The organism is Pseudomonas sp. GB2N2 (assembly GCF_054897705.1).
In genome coordinates, this window is sequence record NZ_CM142701.1 from 5,731,284 (window position 1) to 5,747,561 (window position 16,278).

14 protein-coding genes are annotated in these 16,278 nt (G+C 59.1%); 2 read left to right on the plus strand and 12 right to left on the minus strand.

Annotation, left to right across the window (positions count from 1 at the left end; genetic code table 11):
- Window positions 1–24 precede the first annotated feature (24 nt).
- The 10 genes from aauR to ACYZT4_RS26675 form a co-directional block, all read right to left on the minus strand.
- Window positions 25–1,305, minus strand: a complete 1,281-nt coding sequence (aauR, locus tag ACYZT4_RS26630; protein ID WP_461988816.1) for a two-component response regulator AauR — start codon at window positions 1,303–1,305, stop codon at window positions 25–27.
- A 44-nt stretch (window positions 1,306–1,349) separates the two neighbouring features.
- Window positions 1,350–3,251, minus strand: coding sequence for a two-component sensor histidine kinase AauS (gene aauS / locus ACYZT4_RS26635; protein ID WP_461984039.1), 1,902 nt, complete (start codon window positions 3,249–3,251; stop codon window positions 1,350–1,352).
- 176 nt (window positions 3,252–3,427) lie between these two features.
- On the minus strand, window positions 3,428–4,162 hold the full coding sequence (locus tag ACYZT4_RS26640) for an amino acid ABC transporter ATP-binding protein (RefSeq protein ID WP_461984040.1): 735 nt from the start codon (window positions 4,160–4,162) through the stop codon (window positions 3,428–3,430).
- A complete protein-coding gene (locus ACYZT4_RS26645) occupies window positions 4,159–4,830 on the minus strand; it encodes an amino acid ABC transporter permease (RefSeq protein WP_461984042.1) in 672 nt (223 codons plus the stop codon). The genes ACYZT4_RS26640 and ACYZT4_RS26645 overlap by 4 nt, the downstream gene beginning before the upstream one ends.
- Window positions 4,830–5,576 (minus strand): amino acid ABC transporter permease, encoded by a 747-nt coding sequence (locus tag ACYZT4_RS26650; protein ID WP_461984044.1) that lies wholly within the window; start codon window positions 5,574–5,576, stop codon window positions 4,830–4,832. The genes ACYZT4_RS26645 and ACYZT4_RS26650 overlap by 1 nt, the downstream gene beginning before the upstream one ends.
- Window positions 5,577–5,786: 210 nt before the next feature.
- Entirely contained in the window at window positions 5,787–6,701 is a 915-nt protein-coding gene (locus ACYZT4_RS26655) for a glutamate/aspartate ABC transporter substrate-binding protein (protein ID WP_461984045.1), read from the minus strand.
- Window positions 6,702–7,137: 436 nt separating this feature from the next.
- Entirely contained in the window at window positions 7,138–8,676 is a 1,539-nt protein-coding gene (glpD, locus tag ACYZT4_RS26660; RefSeq protein ID WP_461984047.1) for a glycerol-3-phosphate dehydrogenase, read from the minus strand.
- Between the two features lie 292 nt (window positions 8,677–8,968).
- Window positions 8,969–9,724, minus strand: coding sequence for a DeoR/GlpR family transcriptional regulator (locus ACYZT4_RS26665; RefSeq protein WP_461984049.1), 756 nt, complete (start codon window positions 9,722–9,724; stop codon window positions 8,969–8,971).
- A 95-nt stretch (window positions 9,725–9,819) separates the two neighbouring features.
- Complete coding sequence (gene glpK, locus ACYZT4_RS26670) at window positions 9,820–11,325, minus strand: glycerol kinase GlpK (protein WP_461984050.1); 1,506 nt, start codon at window positions 11,323–11,325, stop codon at window positions 9,820–9,822.
- A 75-nt stretch (window positions 11,326–11,400) separates the two neighbouring features.
- The gene (locus ACYZT4_RS26675) at window positions 11,401–12,252 is read right to left on the minus strand and encodes an MIP/aquaporin family protein (RefSeq protein WP_461984052.1); all 852 of its coding nucleotides are present in this window, start codon (window positions 12,250–12,252) and stop codon (window positions 11,401–11,403) included.
- Between the two features lie 357 nt (window positions 12,253–12,609).
- Here ACYZT4_RS26675 and ybaK point away from each other — a divergent pair, with 357 nt between their 5' ends.
- Window positions 12,610–13,080: a Cys-tRNA(Pro) deacylase gene (gene ybaK / locus ACYZT4_RS26680; protein WP_461984054.1), complete on the plus strand. Its 471-nt coding sequence runs from the start codon at window positions 12,610–12,612 to the stop codon at window positions 13,078–13,080.
- 15 nt (window positions 13,081–13,095) lie between these two features.
- A complete protein-coding gene (locus tag ACYZT4_RS26685; protein WP_461984055.1) occupies window positions 13,096–13,878 on the plus strand; it encodes a PhzF family phenazine biosynthesis protein in 783 nt (260 codons plus the stop codon).
- Between the two features lie 41 nt (window positions 13,879–13,919).
- Here the strand turns inward: ACYZT4_RS26685 and ACYZT4_RS26690 are convergent, their stop codons facing one another.
- On the minus strand, window positions 13,920–15,029 hold the full coding sequence (locus ACYZT4_RS26690; protein WP_461984057.1) for an ABC transporter ATP-binding protein: 1,110 nt from the start codon (window positions 15,027–15,029) through the stop codon (window positions 13,920–13,922).
- A complete protein-coding gene (gene argF, locus ACYZT4_RS26695; RefSeq protein ID WP_461988818.1) occupies window positions 15,026–15,946 on the minus strand; it encodes an ornithine carbamoyltransferase in 921 nt (306 codons plus the stop codon). The genes ACYZT4_RS26690 and argF overlap by 4 nt, the downstream gene beginning before the upstream one ends.
- Window positions 15,947–16,278: the final 332 nt, after the last annotated feature.

A 16,278-nucleotide genomic window follows, 5' to 3' on the forward strand; every position in this document is an offset into this window, starting at 1 on the left:
GTTGATCGTTCCCACAGGGGTAGATCAGTGGCTCAGCCCGTATTTTTTCACTTTATCGAACAGCGTGGTCTTGGCCATGCCCAATTCCAGGCTGGCCTGAGTCAGGTTGCCGCCACTGCGTTGCAGGGCATCACCGAGCAGATTGCGCTCGAACGCTTCCACCGCTTCAGCGAACGCCAGGCCGTGAGCACTGCCGCCGGCGCCGGTTTTCTTGAAAGCCGGCAGACCGAGGGCAAAGCGCTCGGCGACGTTGCGCAATTCGCGCACGTTACCTGGCCAGTCGTGGCTCATCAGGTTCGACAGGGTCTGGTTGTCCAGCTCCGGCACGGCGCGGTCGAAGCGCAGGGAGGACTGCTGCAGGAAGTGTTCGAACAGTTGCAGGATGTCTTCGCGGCGTTCGCGCAGCGGCGGCAATTCCAGGGTCACCACGTTGAGGCGGTAATACAAATCGCTGCGGAATTCACCGGCCTTGCTCGACTCGTCGAGGTCGGATTTAGTCGCGGCGATCACCCGGCAATCCACCGCCACACTCTGGTTCGAACCGAGGCGTTCCAGCGTGCGTTCCTGCAACACCCGCAACAGCTTGATCTGCAACGGCAGCGGCATGCTTTCCACTTCGTCGAGAAACAGCGTGCCACCGTCAGCGTGCTCGATCTTGCCGATCCGCCGTTTGCCGGCGCCCGTAAAGGCGTTGGCTTCGTGGCCGAAGATTTCGCTTTCGAACAGGTTTTCCGGCAAGCCACCGCAGTTCAGCGCGACGAACTGTTTGGTGTGGCGCCGACTGAAGTCATGCAGGCAACGCGCGACCAGCTCTTTGCCGGTGCCGGTCTCGCCTTCGATCAATACGTTGGCCGACGTGTCGGCGACGTTGGCGATCAGTTCGCGCAAGTTCTGCATGGCTGGCGAGCGACCGATGATCCGGCCTTCCAAAGAGTCTCGTTCCGCCAGTTGCCGGCGCAGCGAAGAGACTTCCCGCGCCAGGCTGCGTTGCTCCAGGGCGCGACGGGCGACATCCACCAGGCGTTCCGGGGAAAAGGGTTTTTCCATGAAGTCATAGGCGCCTTTCTGCATCGCGCCGACCGCCATGGAAATATCGCCATGACCGGTAATCAGCACCACCGGCAGGCTTTTATCGCGCGCCTTGAGCCGCGTCAGCAATTCGAGGCCATCAATGCCCGGCAGACGAATATCGCTGATGACGATGCCGGCAAAATTGTCGCCGACCCGCTCCAGCGCTTCTTCGGCGCTGCCCACGCCGACGCAGGGAATGTCTTCCAGGGTCAGCGCCTGCTGGCAACCGAGCAGCACATGGGGGTCGTCTTCGACGATCAGCACACTAAGGTCGTTGTTCATATTGGCTCGGCGAGAGTGGGGCTTACCAACGGTAAACTGAGGACGAAGGTGGTACCACCGCTGGCCGGGTGTTCTACACCCAGGTGCCCGCCGGTGGCGGCGGCCAGGCTGGCGGAAAGGGTCAGGCCGAGGCCCAGGCCCTGCTCGCCGGGTTTGGTGGTGAAGAACGGTTCGAACAGATGCTTGCGCGCTTCGGCGTCGATGCCGTGGCCGTTATCACGAACCCGCAGGCGATATTTGCCATCGAAAATTTCGCCTTCCAGCCAAAGTTCCGGCAGGGGTTGGGCCTGCATGGCGTCGAGGGCGTTGCCGATCAGGTTGACCAGAATCTGTTCCAGGCGAGTCTGATCAATTTGCACCTGGACGTCGGCGAATTCGCGATGCAAGTGCAGGTGGACACTTTCCACGCGTGCACCGAGAAGCTGCAGTGCGGCGTCTACCGCTTTGCCGAGGCAGGCCTGGCCCTTGTCGTCGCCACGTCGGGCGAAGGAGCGCAGGCTGGCGGTGATCCGGCCCATGCGGTCGATCAGTTCGTTGATGGTTTTCAGGTTGGTGCTGGCGACGTCCAGCTGACCGCGCTCGAGAAAGCGCACGGTGTTGCCGGACAACGTGCGCAGGGCGGCCAGCGGCTGGTTCAATTCGTGGGCGATGCTGGTGGACATCTGGCCGATGGCCGCGAGTTTTCCGGCCTGGACCAATTCATCCTGGGCCCGGCGCAACGTCTCCTCGGCCTGACGGCGTTCGCGGATCTGGCTCTTCAGCCGTTCATTGCTGGCGCGCAGATCCGTGGTGCGTTCGGTAATCCGACGCTCCAGTTGATTGTTGGCTTGCTGCAAGGCTTCGCGGGCAGCGAGGCGAGTGGCGATCACCTTGCGCCGCTCGTTCCAGGCGATCAGCAGGAACGCCACGAGGGCGAACGCCACGGCCACCAGAATCCCCTGATTGATCGCTTCCCGACGCAAATCCTGCAAGGGCGTGAGCAGGGTGAAATTCCATGGCGTGTCGCTCAACGGGCGGGTTTGCGAGAGGTAGCTGATGTCCTCCTGGTCGGATTCCACTTCGCTGTTGGCCGGGAAGGTCAGTTTTTCTTCACCTTCGGCGAGTTTTTCCCGGGCCAGCGGTTGCAGTTCGTTCAGCGGAAACCAGTAATACTGAAGGCTGCGGGCGAGTTTCTCCTTGGTCTCGTCGCTCAACGGCACGACTGATTTCAGGCGTCGCGCCGGATCGCTGGAGAGAATGATGATGCCGTTTTCGTCGCTGACAAAGGCTTCGAGGCGCGCCCGTTGCCAGCGTTCCTCCAGGGCTTCGAGGCGAACTTTGACCACCGCGACGCCGATGATCTTGCCGTGTTCTTCGAGGCCATGAGCCAGGTAATAACCGGGTTCGCCGTTGGTGCTGCCGATGCCATAGAAACGCCCCGGCTGGCCGCGAATCGCATTCTGGAAATAGGCACGGAACGACAGGTCTTCGCCAAGGTAACTGTCGACGTCGCGCCAGTTACTGGTGGCCATGACGCGGCCGGTGGTGTCCATCACGTAGATGGCCCGACTGCGGCTGCGCCGGTTCAGGCCTTCGAGGTAATCATTGACCGTTTGCCGATGCTCCGGCGTCGGGTCGGCCAGCAGCGTCGACACGCTGGATTCGAGTTCCAGCAGGCTGGGCAGGTAGGTGTATTTACTGATTTCGCTCTCGACGGCGCGGGCGTGCAGTTCAAGCTGACGCTGGCCGTTTTCGCTGAGGCTGCGGATACCGTAGTGATCGCTGACCCAGAAGCCGACGTAACCCAATCCGATCATCAGAGCGATGACCAGCGGCGGCAGGAACAAATGGCGGATCAGACGGGGTTTCACGGCGAGTGATGGCGGCGCGGCGCGATAGAGAGTGGGGTCGCATTTCATCACAGATGCCTTGGGTCAACCACAACACTTGATCGCGATCACTACCGTCCCCTGTGGGAGCTGGCTTGCCAGCGATTGCGGACTGATAGTCAACATCTTCGTTAACTGACAGACCCTCATCGCGGGCAAGCCCGCTCCCACAGAGAATCAGTGTGGCTTTGAACGGTGTTCGGTGTTTAGTGCTGCAGAATCTTGTTGAGGAAGTGCTGCGTACGCTCGGCGCGGTGGCTGATGTCGCCGAAAAATTCCTCTTTCTTGCAGTCTTCGATGATCTTGCCCGCGTCCATGAAAATCACGCGATCCGCGACCTTGCGAGCGAAACCCATTTCGTGGGTCACGCACATCATGGTCATGCCTTCGTGAGCCAGTTGCACCATCACGTCGAGCACTTCGTTGACCATCTCAGGGTCGAGCGCCGAGGTCGGTTCGTCGAACAGCATGACGATCGGGTCCATCGCCAGCGCACGGGCAATCGCCACACGCTGTTGCTGGCCACCGGAGAGCTGGCCCGGATGCTTGTGGGCGTGCGCCGAGAGGCCGACGCGCTCCAGCAATTGCAGGCCTTTCTGGGTGGCTTCTTCCTTGCTGCGACCCAGCACCTTGATCTGCGCGATGGTCAGGTTTTCGGTGATGGTCAGGTGCGGGAACAGTTCGAAATGCTGGAACACCATGCCCACGCGCGAGCGCAGTTTCGGCAGGTTGGTCTTCGGGTCGGCGATGGAGGTGCCATCGACCACCACGTCGCCCTTCTGGAACGGTTCCAGTGCGTTGACGCATTTGATCAGGGTGGATTTGCCAGAACCTGACGGGCCGCACACCACAATCACTTCGCCTTTTTTGACCTCGGTGCTGCAGTCAGTCAGTACCTGGAAGTCGCCATACCACTTGTTGACATTCTTGATAGAGATCATACGGCAAACCTTTTTTGCAGACGCTTGACCAGCAGCGAGGCGGCAAAGCTGATTGTGAAGTACACGAGCCCTGCGAAGATCAGGAACTCATTGGAGCGACCGATGATGTCGCCACTGGCACGCGAAGCATTGAGGAAGTCCACCAGGCCAACCGCATAGACCAGCGAGGTGTCCTGAAACAGGATGATGCTCTGTTGCAGCAGCAGCGGGGTCATCTTGCGGAACGCTTGAGGCAGGATGATCAAACGCATCATCTGGCCGTACGTCATGCCCAGTGCCTGGGCAGCGCCCATCTGGCCCTTGGGAATCGACTGCACGCCGGCGCGGACGATTTCGCAGAAGTACGCGGCTTCGAACATCATGAACGCCACGATGCAGGAAGCGAATGCACCGATCGGCGTATCTTCGCCAGTGATCCAGCGCAACACGAACGGCACCGCCAGGTAGAACCAGGTGATGACCAGCAGCAGTGGAATCGAGCGGAAGTAGTTAACGTAGGCGCCGGCCAGGTTCGACAGCAGCTTGCTGTGGGACAGGCGCATCAGCGCGAGGATCGTGCCGAGGACGAGCCCGCCGACGACGCCCAGCGCCATCAGTTGCAGGGTCATGACCATGCCGTTCCACAAACCCGGCAGGGACGGGATGATGCCCGAGAAGTCGAGTTCCATTATTTACCCCCTACGGAGATCAGGCCCGGTACGGCCACTTTCTTCTCGACCAGGCGCATCAGCAGCATCAGGCTCATGTTCAGGGTGAAGTAGATCAGCGTCGCGAGGGTGAAGGCTTCAAACAGGTTCGCGGAGAACTCAGCGGTCTGCTTGGTCTGTGCGAGCAACTCCATCAGGCCAATCAGCGACGCCACGGAGGTGTTCTTGAACACGTTCAGGAATTCCGAGGTCAGCGGCGGAATGATGATCCGGTAAGCCTGGGGCAGCAGCACGTTCCAGTAGATCTGCGGCAGTTTGAAGCCCATGGCGCGAGCGGCGGCTTCCTGACCTTTTGGCAGTGCCTGGATGCCGGTGCGCACCTGTTCGCAAACGCGGGCGGTGGTGAACAGGCCCAGGCACACGACGACGCTGAGGAAGGCCGAGGTCGTCGGGTTCAGGTCCTGCTTGTACCAGTCCTGCAAGTTCTGCGGCAGCAGATCGGGCACCAGGAAGTACCAGATGAACAGTTGCACCAGCAGCGGCACGTTACGAAACAGTTCGACATAGCAGGTCGCGATACCCGACACGATGCGATTCGGCACGGTGCGCATGACGCCCAGGATCGAGCCCAGTGTCAGGGCGATGATCCAGGCCACGATGGCGATGGCGATGGTCCAGCCCAAACCGGTGATATACCAGTCGAGATAAGTCTCGCTGCCCACGCCGGTGGACTTGAAGAACACGCTCCAGTCCCAGTTGTAATTCATAGGGTCTCCCCTCGGATTCGGTCGATGTACAAATGCCCGCTTGGGGAAGCTCCGTTCCCGTCCCGACCAAGGTGGCCTGTGTGGCCACTTCGATCAGGCACACACGAGCGGCTCGACAGCCACCGGTTCGAGTGTTTCCAAAAATGCCAGCAGGGAGTGACAACTCCTGAAAGGGCGGAGGCCCTCTCAGGAGATAAGGTTAGTCAGGAATCAGGATTTCTTGTCGTCAGCCGCTTTATCGGTCGGATTGGCGATCAGGGCCTTGAGCTCGTCGCTCATAGGGAAGTTCAGGTTCAGGCCTTTTGGCGGGATTGGCTGCATGAACCATTTGTCGTAGATCTTGTTGATCTCGCCGGACTTGTAGGTCGCGATGATCGCGTCATCCACAGCCTTCTTGAACGGCTCGTCGCCCTTGCGGACCATGCAGCCGTAGATTTCGTAGGACTGTGGAGTGCCGGTGACAGCCCAGTCATCAGCTTTCTTGGCCTTGGCTGCTTCGCCGGCCAGCAGCGCATCGTCCATCATGAAGGCGACAGCGCGGCCCGATTCCAGCATCTGGAAAGACTCGCCATGGTCTTTGGCGGAGATGACGTTCATGCCCATCTGCTTATCGGCGTTCATCGACTTGAGGATGCGCTCGGACGTGGTGCCTGCGGTGGTCACGACGTTCTTGCCTTTGAGGTCATCGAAGTCCTTGTAGGCAGAGCCCTTCTTGGACAGCAGCTTGGTGCCGATTTCGAAGATGCCGACGGAGAAGTCAACTTGCTGCTGACGCTCTACGTTGTTGGTGGTGGAGCCGCACTCGACGTCCACGGTGCCGTTCTGCACCAGCGGGATACGGGTTTGCGAGGTTACCAGGTTGTATTTGACCTGAAGGTTAGGCAGGTCCAGGTCTTTCTTGATTGCTTCAACGATTTTCAGCTGCAGATCGTGGGAGTAGCCAACCGGTTTGCCGGAAGCGTCCGCGATGTAGGAAAACGGAATGGAAGCGTCGCGATGCCCGAGGGTGATGACACCGGACTCTTTGATCTTCTTCAGTGTGCCGGTGAGCTCGGCCGCGAAAACTGGAGTGGTAATCAGAGCGGCAGCAATGGCTGCGCCCAGGATATGGGGAACGATGCGCATCAAATTTTCCTCGACATTGTTTTTTTTATGGAGCCGGTTCATCGGCCCTTTTGTGCTGCGAGTGTCTGTTGGCGCCGAAAAATCCGCACAACAAGCATTCGTCCATGAGTGTAGAGCATGAGTCATGCCAGGCCAGTCGTAACGGGTTATCTGATTGATTTATAAGAATATTAAATATTCTTTTTGAATTTTTTGGAGCTGAATAATCCGGTTAACCGAATTGACTGGCAGGTCGCGTTCGGAAAACCGAATGCAGGTAACACCGCTAATCCTCTGAGCGCTGGCGTGCCAGCGATGAGGTCCTTGGCGTTTGCATCGATCTCACAGACGCCATCGCCGGCAAGCCGGCTCCTACAGTAGAGCGGTGGTGGCTGACTAAATGCAAAAAAGCCCCTGAATCGTGAGATTCAGGGGCTTTTGCGTAACCGATTAACTATCAGGCCGCTTCAATCTTGCTGCGGTTCTGCTCGACCTTGCCCAGATAAGCCGCCAGCGCCTGCTGCTCGGCCGGTGTGGTGAACAAGCCCAGCTTGCTGCGACGCCACAGAATGTCGTGCGCCGTGGTCGCCCACTCTTCGCTGCACAGGTAATCGACTTCGCGGGTGTAGAGCCCACCGCCGATGTGTTCACCCAGATCACTAAGGTTCTGCACGCCTTCGAGCAGGCGCCAGGTGCGGCTGCCATAAGTGGTGGCCCAGCGGCGAGCGATTTCGGTCGGCACCCAGTCGTACTGGTCGCGAATTCGCGAGCTCAGCGCTTGCGGGGTCGTCATATCTTCGCCGCCCGGCAGGGTCGCTGTGGCGGTCCAGCTCGGCTTGATGTGCGAGAAGTACGGCGCCAGTTGCGCCAGCGCCGACTCGGCCAGTTTGCGGTAGGTGGTCAGCTTGCCGCCGAACACCGACAGCAGCGGTGCTTCTTCGCCCGTCCCCGACAGCGCCAAGGTGTAATCGCGGGTGACGGCTGACGGGTTATCGGATTCGTCATTGCACAGCGGACGAACCCCGGAATAGCTGTGCAGGATGTCTTCGCGGCTGACCTGCTTCTTAAAGTGGGCGTTGACCACTTTCAGCAGGTAATCGGTTTCACCTTCGGTGATCGCCACGGCAGCCGGGTCGCCGGTGTATTCGCGGTCGGTGGTGCCAATCAAGGTGAAGTGATTGAGGTACGGAATGGTGAAAACGATGCGCTGATCTTCGTTTTGCAAGATGTGCGCGTGTTCGCCTTCGTAGAGTTTCGGCACGATCAGGTGGCTGCCCTGGATCAGGCGAATGCCGTACGGCGATTCCATTTTCAGGTCATCACGAATGAACTTGGCGACCCACGGGCCGGCGGCATTCACCAGCGCCTTGGCGCGGATCGAAAACAGACTGCCATCGGTGCGCTCCAGGTGCAGATGCCACAAGCCTTTGGTACGGCGAGCGCTGACGCAACGGGTCTGCGTGTGCACATGGGCGCCGTTCTCGAGAGCGGCCATCGCGTTCAGAACCACCAGGCGCGCGTCGTCGACCCAACAGTCGGAGTATTCAAAGCCTTTGGTGATTTCGCTTTTCAACGGGCTGTCGGGGCCGAACTTCAGGCTCTTCGAACCTTCGAGTTTTTCCCGTTTACCCAGATTGTCATACAGGAACAAACCGGCGCGGATCATCCACGCCGGTCGCAGGTGCGGACGGTGTGGCAGCACGAAACGCATCTGCTTGACGATGTGTGGCGCCTTGGCCAGCAGCACTTCGCGCTCGGCCAAGGCTTCGCGCACCAGGCGGAATTCGTAATGTTCGAGGTAGCGCAAGCCACCGTGAATCAGCTTGCTGCTGGCCGAAGAGGTATGGCTGGCCAGATCATCCTTTTCGCAAAGGAACACCGAAAGGCCGCGGCCCGCAGCATCCGCTGCGATCCCCACGCCGTTGATCCCGCCACCAATGACGGCGATATCGTAGACCTCAGCGAGAGGGGGCGTAGGCAAGGTGGAAGTGGGCATCGGCTGGCCTCGGACTTTTTGATTTTCGGTATTGAATTCGAACATAAATGTTCATTTGCGAAAATGGTAGCCGATAAATGCGCGTACAGCCAGTCAACTTCGATTGAAAAAACTCATCGAAGGGCGCTTAAAGGAAAATATTCGAACATTTTAAGTCGCGACAGGACGCGAAAGGTGGGTTGCTTGAGCGATAGCTATCGCGAGCAGGCTCACTCCTACAAGTTCACCGCTAACCTTGTAGGAGTGAGCCTGCTCGTGATGGCGCCGGTACAGGCGCAAGAAATGCTACGGCCTAAACAACCTCAAGCCGAATCTTGTGCTGACTCAACAACTGCGCCAACGCCGGCACCGGCTGCTGATCAGTGACCAGGCAATCGACCAGGCTGATCGGCCCCAGGCGAATCATGGCGTTGCGCCCGAACTTGCTTGAGTCTGCAGCCAGAATCACCTGTCGGGCATTGGCGATGATCGCCTGCGACACCCGCACTTCCTGATAATCGAAGTCCAGCAGACTGCCGTCTTCATCGATGCCGCTGATGCCGACCAAGGCAAAATCGACCTTGAACTGGTTGATGAAGTCGACACTCGCCTGACCTACCACGCCACCGTCGCGTCGCACGTTGCCACCGGTCAGCAGCACGTCGAAGTCATCCTTGGCGCTGAGCATCGAGGCGACGTGCAGGTTGTTGGTGATGATCTTCAGGTGGTTATGGTTGAGCAGTGCCCGGGCAATCGATTCGGTGGTGGTCCCGATGTTGATGAACAGCGAGGCGTGGTCGGGGATCTGTGCGGCAATGGCTTCGCCGATACGCTGCTTCTCATCGCGCATCTGGTCGGCGCGCATGGCGTAGGCGGTGTTTTCGACGCTGGAGTCGTAGGCTGCGCCGCCATGGTAGCGACGCAACAAATTGGCTTCCGCGAGCTGATTGATGTCGCGGCGGATGGTCTGCGGTGTCACGACGAACAGCGTGGCCATTTCCTCGATGCTGACGTAGCCGCGTTCGCGAACCAGTTCGAGGATTTGCTGCTGACGGGGAGGCAGATTCATGGGGCTTCCTTTGGGCTGCCGTGCAAAATTTGCCCATGATGCCGCAGGAATCCGCTCCCGACCAGTTACAAGCCGATACGAGTACTCAGCTTGGCTTATTCAGCGCCTTCGTGCGGTTCCCAATCGCGGGTGCGGCTGACAGCTTTTTTCCAGCCGGCGTAGAGTTTTTCCTTGGCGACTTCGTCCAGTGTCGGCTCGAATTCACGCTCGATCACCGCCTTGCCGCGCAGTTCTTCCAGGCTGCCCCAGAAGCCACACGCCAGACCGGCGAGGTAAGCCGCGCCCAATGCCGTGGTTTCACGCATTTTCGGGCGCTCGACGTGAGTGCCGAGGATGTCGGCCTGGAACTGCATCAGGAAGTTGTTCGCCACCGCACCACCGTCCACGCGCAGGGCTTTCAGGCGTTCGCCGGAATCCTGTTGCATGGCGTCGAGCACGTCGCGGGTCTGGTAGGCAATCGACTCCAGGGCTGCGCGAATAATGTGATCCACACGTACGCCGCGGGTCAGGCCGAACAATGCGCCACGGGCATACGGGTCCCAGTACGGTGCGCCCAGGCCGGTGAACGCCGGGACCAGGTACACGCCATTGCTGTCTTTTACCTTGTTGGCAAAGTATTCGGTGTCATGGGCATCGTTGATGATTTTCAGTTCATCGCGCAGCCACTGAACGGTGGAGCCGCCGTTGAATACCGCGCCTTCCAGTGCGTATGCCACTTCGCCGCGCGGGCCGCAGGCGATGGTGGTCAACATGCCGTGCCTGGATTTCACCGCTTTGTCGCCGGTATTCATCAGCAGGAAGCAGCCGGTGCCGTAGGTGTTTTTGGCCTGGCCGGGCTCGACGCACATCTGGCCGAAGAGGGCGGCCTGCTGGTCGCCGGCGATACCGCCGATGGCGATGCCGCTTTTGGTGTGGCCGTAGATTTGCGACGAGGATTTAACTTCCGGCAGCATCTCGCGCGGAATATCCAGCACCTCCAGCATCTTCGCGTCCCACTGCAACGTGTGGATGTTGAAGAGCATGGTGCGCGAAGCATTGGTGTAGTCGGTGACGTGCACCTTGCCGCCGGTAAATTTCCAGATCAGCCAGCTGTCGACGGTGCCGAATAGCAGTTCACCTTTGCGCGCCCGCTCGCGGCTGCCTTCGACGTTGTCGAGGATCCACTTGAGTTTGGTGCCGGAGAAGTACGGGTCGGTGACCAGGCCGGTGGTGTCGCTGATGTATTGCTCGTGGCCGTCGCGCTTGAGTTGCTGGCAGATCTCGGTGCTGCGGCGGCACTGCCAGACGATCGCGTTGTAGATCGGGCGGCCGGTGGTCTTGTCCCAGACCACGGTGGTTTCACGCTGGTTGGTGATGCCAATGGCTGCGACCTGGTCGTGATGCAGACCGGCTTGCGCCAGGGCCTCGACCATCACCGCGCTTTGGGTGGCGAAGATTTCCATCGGATCGTGTTCGACCCAACCGGCTTGCGGGTAATGCTGGGCGAATTCGCGTTGCGCGGTGCAGACCACGTTCGCGTCGCGGTCGAAAATGATCGCACGGGAGCTGGTCGTGCCCTGGTCGAGGGCAATGATGTAGTTCTTATTCTGAGTGTCGGTCATGTCGATTGCCTTGGACGAAATAAGGGGGTGAGGTCAGGCGCGAGACCAAATGGGCAGGAGCACGCGCCTACGGTATCAAGAAGTTCTTGGTTTGCCGTCGATGGCCGGTGTTGCGTCCTTTGTAGCAGGTTCGGTGCCCGGCAGATGACGGGCAATCAGCCCGCGATACGCCGCAGCACCGAGGCAGGCACCGACAATCGGTGCAAAAACCGGAATCAGGAAGTACGGGATATTGCGCCCGCCGGTGAAGGAAATTTCACCCCAGCCTGCAAAGAAAGTCATCAGTTTGGGACCGAAGTCACGCGCCGGGTTCATCGCAAAACCGGTCAGCGGGCCCATCGAACTGCCAATCACCGCAATCAACAGGCCGATCAGCAGCGGCGCCATTGGCCCGTTTGGCAGGCCGTTGTTGTCGTCGGTCAAGGACATGATCACGCCCATGAGGATCGCGGTGATGATCACTTCAACCAGAAAGGCCTGGGCAGTGGTCAGGGATGGATTGGGGAACGTAGAGAACACGGACGCCAGTTCGAGGCTGGCTTGGGTGCCTCGTACCATGTGGTGAGTTTGTTCGTAATCGAAGAAGAGGTTGCTGTAGAGCGTGTAGACCAACAGCGCGCCGCAGAAGGCGCCTGCCACTTGGGCGAGGATATAAAACGGCAATTTGCGTTTTTCGAAGTCGGCAAAAATGCTTAATGCGATGCTCACGGCGGGGTTGAGGTGCGCCCCGGAAACGCCTGCGGTCAGGTAGATGGCCATGCTGACGCCAACGCCCCAGATGATGCTGATTTCCCACAAGCCAAAGCTGGCACCCGCGACCTTGAGCGCGGCAACACAACCGGTACCAAAAAAGATCAGCAGTGCAGTACCCAGGAACTCGGCCATGCATTGGCTGGAGAGCGACGGTTGTTGTAAAGCAGTTGTCATTGAAACCTCTTTGTTTTTGTTGTCTGGCGCTTTTTTCGTCATGGCCAAAGCGCGTTATGCACCAGGGCAGGATCCCCATCCATTTCCCGGTTTGCTGCGTCTATACTTTTTACGGTATTCAGAAACGAAAAAATATAGACAAGAAACGCTACTGTCAAAGGTCGAAAGTGAACCAGCAGTCACATTCTAACTATTAGTCACATGAATGATCGCTTTGTTAGTTGGCCAATCTGGGCGCTGACGGATGGTGAAAGCTTGGCGGGTGTGTCGGAAACGTTGGCGCAAGAGAGCCTTTCAAAGAGCAATCGCCTAGAATCAGGCGCAGTAATTTTCCCTGCCGCCGAGTCTGGAGCTGTCATGACCCCCGCATTGGATTTGCTGAAAAAAGTTCATGCCGAACATCGCGTGCACAGTTACGAACATGATCCCAAGGCAGCCTCCTATGGGCTGGAGGCTGCGGAGAAACTCGGCCTGGAGCCGACGCAGGTATTCAAGACGTTGCTGGCGGCCAGCGAGAAAGGCGAGTTGTTGGTGGCGGTGGTGCCGGTCGTCGGAAGTCTGGATCTGAAGGGCCTGGCACATGCGGCGGGGGTGAAAAAAGTAGAAATGGCCGATCCGGCCGCCGCGCAACGTTCCACGGGTTACCTGTTGGGCGGCATCAGTCCACTGGGGCAGAAAAAACGCCTGCGCACTTTTATCGACAATTCGGCTCAGCCCTTCGCCAGCATTTTTGTCAGTGCCGGGCGACGCGGTCTTGAAGTTGAACTGGCCCCGGCGGTGTTGGCCGAACATACGCAAGCGAAGTTCGCCGATATCGGCCGCGCGTGAATCAGGGAGACAGTCATGCAGCTTGAGTTTTATCAGGTCGACGCGTTCAGTGATCGGCCTTTCAGTGGCAACCCGGCGATGGTCTATCGGCTCAATGCCTGGCTCGCCGATGAGTTGATGCAAAAAATCGCCGCCGAACACAACCTCGCCGAAACCGCCTTTGTGGTGCGTGAAGGGCAGGGCTGGCACATCCGCTGGTTCACCCCGACCACTGAGGTGCCGTTGTGCGGGCATGCGACGTTGGCCAGCGCTTATGTTTTGTTTGAGATCTATAAAGAGCCCACTGAGCGTCTGGACTTCATTTGCAAGTCCGGCCCGCTGAGTGTCAGTCGCGAAGGCGAGCGACTATGGCTGGACTTCCCGTCGATTGAGCCGTCGGAAGTGGGCGTGACCCTGGACGTCGAACGCGCTCTGGGCGTCGAAGCGGTCGATGTGCTGGGTTCCAATGAATTGTTTGTGGTACTGGAATCGGAGCAGGCGGTACTCGATTGTCAGCCGGACATGGTCGCGTTGGCCAGGTTGCCGTGGCTGGGCGCCATCGTCACCGCCAAGGGCAGCAAGCACGATTTCGTCTCCCGCTACTTCGCCCCGGCGATTGGCATCAATGAAGATCCGGTGACCGGTTCGACCCATTGCAGCTTGATCCCGTATTGGTCGAAACGTCTGGGTAAGTCGAGCCTGACCGCGTACCAGTGCTCGAAACGCGGCGGGGAATTGTTCTGCCGGCTGGAAGGGGATCGGGTGAAGATTGGCGGGAATGCAACGCTTGTTGCGAGTGGAACGCTAATGCTGGGGTGAGGCAAATCCCGTCGCACCGCCCGCTCCTACAGATTTTGGTATCAGCTGACGGTGCTGTGGCGCCGCACGCCGGACTCGACTGCCGGAATCTGCGCCGCTGTGCTGCCGGACGCCTGGAACAACACCAAATGTTCAGCCGCCACCCGAATCCCCACGTGTGCACCGATCGGCTGATCGACATGGCTCGGGAAAATCGACTCCAACTGCGCACCGGTTGGCAACTTCAACCGATACAACGTCGACGCACCCTGGAATGACTTGCCGACAATCTGTGCCTTCAACGTGCTGTCCGGTGCATAGACGATATCGTCCGGTCGCAGCAGCACATCCACGGCACCGCCGGTCGGCCAGGTGTAAGCGCGATTTCCGCGCAACTCACCCAATTCGGTCTGCACCGATTCCGGACTGCTCAACTGGCCACGAATGAAGTAGCCCTGGCCGATGAAACTGGCCACGTAAGGCGTCAGCGGTTCGTGATACAGGTTGTAGGGCGTGTCCCACTGCTCCAGGCGACCTTCCTTGAAAACACCGACATGGTCGCTCACCGCAAAGGCTTCTTCCTGGTCATGGGTCACCAGAATCGCACTCGTGCCACGGGCCTTGAGAATGTCGCGCACTTCATGGCTGAGCTTGCGTCGCAACTCACCGTCCAGGTTGGAGAACGGTTCGTCGAGCAACAGCAATTGCGGCTCCGGCGCTAAGGCGCGGGCGAGTGCAACACGCTGCTGCTGACCACCGGAAAGCTCGTGCGGGAAGCGTTTGCCGAGGTTTTTCAGGTTGACCAGTTCCAGCAGCTCTTCAACCACGCGGCCCTTTTGCGGATGTTTGCGAATGCCGAAGGCGATGTTCTCGGCCACGCTCAAATGCGGGAACAGGGCGTAATCCTGGAAAACCATGCCGATCCGGCGTTTCTCCGGCGCGAGGGTGAACCCGGCGCTGGAGAGGGTCTCGCCAGCCAAGGTGATTTCACCTTCGTGCACCGGTTCAAAACCGGCTATCGCCCGCAGCGTCGTGGTTTTTCCGCAACCCGAAGAACCAAGCAGACAACCAATGTCGCCGGCATTCAAATGCAGGTTGAGGTTCTGCACAACGCGCTGGTCCTGATAACCGCAAGCAAGGTTGCGCAGATTAAGCAGTAATGGCTGGCTCATGCGTGGTGGTACGAAGGCGGGACGAGAAACTCGAGCAGGGCCTTTTGTGCGTGGAGCCGGTTTTCCGCTTGGTCCCAGGCAACGGAGCGCGGGTCATCGAGCAGGTCGAGGCTGATTTCCTCGCCGCGGTGGGCGGGCAGGCAATGCATGAACAGCACGTCTTCAGCGGCTAGATCCAGCAGCGCGCGGTTGACCTGGAACGGAGCGAACAACTTCAGGCGCTTGGCGGTTTCTTCTTCCTGGCCCATGGAGGTCCAGACGTCGGTGCTGACCAGATGCGCGCCGCGTACGGCGTCCTTTGGATCGCGAACGATGGTCACACGCTCACCGGCCTTGGCCAGAAAGACAGGGTTGGGTTCAAAGCCTTCAGGGCAAGCGATGCGCAGCTGGAAGTCGAACTGGATCGCCGCTTCTATATAGCTGTTGCACATGTTGTTGCCGTCGCCGATCCAGGCCACGGTTTTGCCCTGGATCGAACCACGATGTTCGAGGAAGGTTTGCATGTCGGCCAGCAACTGGCACGGGTGCAGGTCATCGGACAGGCCGTTGATCAGTGGGACGCGCGAATTGGCGGCGAATTCGGTCAGGGTGCTGTGGGAAAACGTACGGATCATCACCGCATCGAGCATGCTCGACATGACAATGGCGGCGTCGCCGATCGGCTCGCCACGGCCCAGTTGCGTGTCGCGCGGGGACAGGAAGATCGCCTGGCCGCCGAGCTGGATCATGCCGGCCTCGAACGAGATACGGGTGCGGGTCGAGGATTTTTCGAAAATCATCCCGAGCACACGGTTTTTCAGGGGCTCGAACAATACGCCGCGGTTACGCAGGTCTTTGAGCTCAATGCCTCGACGGATCACGCTGACCAGCTCTTCGGGCGTGCAATCCATCAGGGAGAGAAAGTGCCTTGCGCTCATCATTAACTACCTTTTTGCAACAGACCGCAGATACTCAAAGCCTTGTTTAACGGAACAACGGGCGAGACCTGCGGCGTAAGCCGCACGGGGCGACGAAATAGGGAAGGCGCGATCTTGACATTAAATGTCGCGTTTTTCCAATAGGCTACGGTGCTTAGGGGATTTCAGAGGGGCTACGGGGTGACCGCAGTAGCGCGTTTGAAGCCGGGTTCCTGACAGCAGCCCGTCATTTGTACACTGGGCTTGCCGGGCTTTGCAATCAGGTCGGGCGGGGATGGCGCGGTGGCGGTCGGTTTCTGACCCTGCGTTCGTTTCGGATAATGGCAATGTGC

Excerpts from the sequence above, each read along its gene's own strand:
- aauS (WP_461984039.1), bottom strand. The coding sequence starts at position 3,251 with ATGAAATGCGACCCCACTCTCTATCGCGCCGCGCCGCCATCACTCGCC.
- ACYZT4_RS26640 (WP_461984040.1), bottom strand. The coding sequence starts at position 4,162 with ATGATCTCTATCAAGAATGTCAACAAGTGGTATGGCGACTTCCAGGTA.
- ACYZT4_RS26645 (WP_461984042.1), bottom strand. The coding sequence starts at position 4,830 with ATGGAACTCGACTTCTCGGGCATCATCCCGTCCCTGCCGGGTTTGTGG.
- ACYZT4_RS26650 (WP_461984044.1), bottom strand. The coding sequence starts at position 5,576 with ATGAATTACAACTGGGACTGGAGCGTGTTCTTCAAGTCCACCGGCGTG.
- ACYZT4_RS26655 (WP_461984045.1), bottom strand. The coding sequence starts at position 6,701 with ATGCGCATCGTTCCCCATATCCTGGGCGCAGCCATTGCTGCCGCTCTG.
- glpD (WP_461984047.1), bottom strand. The coding sequence starts at position 8,676 with ATGCCCACTTCCACCTTGCCTACGCCCCCTCTCGCTGAGGTCTACGAT.
- ACYZT4_RS26665 (WP_461984049.1), bottom strand. The coding sequence starts at position 9,724 with ATGAATCTGCCTCCCCGTCAGCAGCAAATCCTCGAACTGGTTCGCGAA.
- glpK (WP_461984050.1), bottom strand. The coding sequence starts at position 11,325 with ATGACCGACACTCAGAATAAGAACTACATCATTGCCCTCGACCAGGGC.
- ACYZT4_RS26675 (WP_461984052.1), bottom strand. The coding sequence starts at position 12,252 with ATGACAACTGCTTTACAACAACCGTCGCTCTCCAGCCAATGCATGGCC.
- ybaK (WP_461984054.1), top strand. The coding sequence starts at position 12,610 with ATGACCCCCGCATTGGATTTGCTGAAAAAAGTTCATGCCGAACATCGC.
- ACYZT4_RS26685 (WP_461984055.1), top strand. The coding sequence starts at position 13,096 with ATGCAGCTTGAGTTTTATCAGGTCGACGCGTTCAGTGATCGGCCTTTC.
- ACYZT4_RS26690 (WP_461984057.1), bottom strand. The coding sequence starts at position 15,029 with ATGAGCCAGCCATTACTGCTTAATCTGCGCAACCTTGCTTGCGGTTAT.
- argF (WP_461988818.1), bottom strand. The coding sequence starts at position 15,946 with ATGAGCGCAAGGCACTTTCTCTCCCTGATGGATTGCACGCCCGAAGAG.